A 2,888-nucleotide genomic window follows, 5' to 3' on the forward strand; every position below is an offset into this window, starting at 1 on the left:
ACGATGTGTATGTAATGATTATCAAATTATCGGCCTATTAGTACCGGTCAGCTCCACGAGTCTTTAGTCCTCGCTTCCACATCCGGCCTATCAACCCAGTAGTCTACTGGGAGCCTCACCCTAAAAGGATGGAAATCTCATCTCGAGGCCGGCTTCCCGCTTAGATGCTTTCAGCGGTTATCCATCCCGAACGTAGCCAATCAGCAATGCTCCTGGCGGAACAACTGACACACCAGAGGTTCGTCCAACCCGGTCCTCTCGTACTAGGGTCAGATCCTCTCAAATTTCCTACGCGCGCAGCGGATAGGGACCGAACTGTCTCACGACGTTCTAAACCCAGCTCGCGTACCGCTTTAATGGGCGAACAGCCCAACCCTTGGGACCTACTCCAGCCCCAGGATGCGACGAGCCGACATCGAGGTGCCAAACCATGCCGTCGATATGGACTCTTGGGCAAGATCAGCCTGTTATCCCCGAGGTACCTTTTATCCGTTGAGCGACAGCGCTTCCACAAGCCACTGCCGGATCACTAGTCCCGACTTTCGTCCCTGCTCGACCTGTCAGTCTCACAGTCAAGCTCCCTTGTGCACTTACACTCGCCATCTGATTGCCAACCAGATTGAGGGAACCTTTGGGCGCCTCCGTTACTTTTTAGGAGGCAACCGCCCCAGTTAAACTACCCACCAGGCACTGTCCCTGAACCGGATCACGGTCCGAAGTTAGATATCCAATATGACCAGAGTGGTATTTCACCAGCGACTCCACAAACACTAGCGTGTCCGCTTCAACGTCTCCCACCTATCCTACACAAGCCACACCGAACACCAATACCAAGCTGTAGTAAAGGTCACGGGGTCTTTCCGTCCTGCTGCGCGTAACGAGCATCTTTACTCGTAATGCAATTTCGCCGAGTTCACGGTTGAGACAGCTGGGAAGTCGTTACGCCATTCGTGCAGGTCGGAACTTACCCGACAAGGAATTTCGCTACCTTAGGATGGTTATAGTTACCACCGCCGTTTACTGGGGCTTAAATTCTCAGCTTCGCCTTACGGCTAACCGTTCCTCTTAACCTTCCAGCACCGGGCAGGCGTCAGTCCGTATACATCGACTTGCGTCTTAGCACGGACCTGTGTTTTTAGTAAACAGTCGCTTCCCACTGGTCTCTGCGGCCCAAACACGCTACCCACTGCAAGAGTGTTGACGTGCCAGGCCCCCCTTATCCCGAAGTTACGGGGGCATTTTGCCGAGTTCCTTAACCGTGATTATCTCGATCTCCTTAGTATTCTCTACCTGACCACCTGAGTTGGTTTGGGGTACGGGCAGCTAGAACCTCGCGTCGATGCTTTTCTTGGCAGCAGAGGATCATCGGATCATACCCTTACGGGTTCCCCATCAAGTCTCAACCTTATATGAGAGACGGATTTACCTATCTCTCGGCCTACACTCTTGGCCTAGGACAACCATCGCCTAGGACCGACTACCTTCCTGCGTCACACCTGTTAATACGCTAACCGCACCAGATCGGGTCACGTGCGTCCCCCACACCCCTCACCCCGAAGGGATCAGTAATGTGAGCTTCGAAACGTTTAGCAGTACTGGATTAGCTTGGGCGGTTCTTCGCCGGTACGGGAATATCAACCCGTTGTCCATCGACTACGCCTGTCGGCCTCGCCTTAGGTCCCGACTTACCCAGGGCGGATTAGCCTGGCCCTGGAAACCTTGGTCTTCCGGAGGACGGGTTTCTCACCCGTCTTTCGCTACTCATGCCTGCATTCTCACTCGTGTAGCCTCCACGGCTGGTTTACACCGCCGCTTCACTGGCCACACGACGCTCTCCTACCCATCAATACGGCTGGACCACGAAGGCCTACCATAATATTAATGCCACAACTTCGGTGGCGTGCTTGAGCCCCGTTACATTGTCGGCGCGGAATCACTTGACCAGTGAGCTATTACGCACTCTTTCAAGGGTGGCTGCTTCTAAGCCAACCTCCTGGTTGTCTCTGCAACTCCACATCCTTTCCCACTTAGCACGCGCTTAGGGACCTTAGATGGTGGTCTGGGTTGTTTCCCTCTCGACAATGAAGCTTATCCCCCACTGTCTCACTGCTGCGCTCTCACTTACCGGCATTCGGAGTTTGGCTGACGTCAGTAACCTGGTGAGGCCCATCGGCCATCCAGTAGCTCTACCTCCGGCAAGAAACACGCAACGCTGCACCTAAATGCATTTCGGAGAGAACCAGCTATCACGAAGTTTGATTGGCCTTTCACCCCTATCCACAGCTCATCCCCTCAGTTTTCAACCTAAGTGGGTTCGGTCCTCCACGTGCTCTTACACACGCTTCAACCTGGCCATGGATAGATCACTTCGCTTCGGGTCTAGGACATGCGACTGAATCGCCCTATTCAGACTCGCTTTCGCTACGGCTTCCCCACACGGGTTAACCTCGCCACATATCACTAACTCGCAGGCTCATTCTTCAAAAGGCACGCCGTCACACCAACAAGGGCGCTCCGACGGTTTGTAAGCAAACGGTTTCAGGTACTATTTCACTCCCCTCCCGGGGTACTTTTCACCTTTCCCTCACGGTACTTGTCCGCTATCGGTCATCTGGGAGTATTTAGGCTTATCAGGTGGTCCTGACAGATTCACACGGGATTTCTCGGGCCCCGTGCTACTTGGGATACTCTCCACACGATTACAGCATTTCGACTACGGGGCTGGCACCCACTCTGGCTGGCCTTTCAAGACCATTCGTCTATACCGCTCTCTAATGTTCAGTGATCGGCAGATCACTACGGAAAGTCCCGCAACCCCGAACATGCAACGCCTGCCGGCTATCACACATGCCCGGTTTAGCCTCTTCCGCGTTCGCTCGCCACTACTA

1 rRNA gene is annotated in these 2,888 nt (G+C 53.9%); it reads right to left on the reverse strand.

Features of this window, described 5'->3' with window-relative positions:
- Positions 1-17: 17 nt before the first annotated feature.
- Positions 18-2,888: ribosomal RNA gene (locus D9V34_RS08955) — 23S ribosomal RNA — on the reverse strand; the annotation flags it as partial.

The sequence above is a fragment of the Mycetocola lacteus genome (assembly GCF_003667575.1).
GTDB lineage: Bacteria > Actinomycetota > Actinomycetes > Actinomycetales > Microbacteriaceae > Mycetocola > Mycetocola lacteus.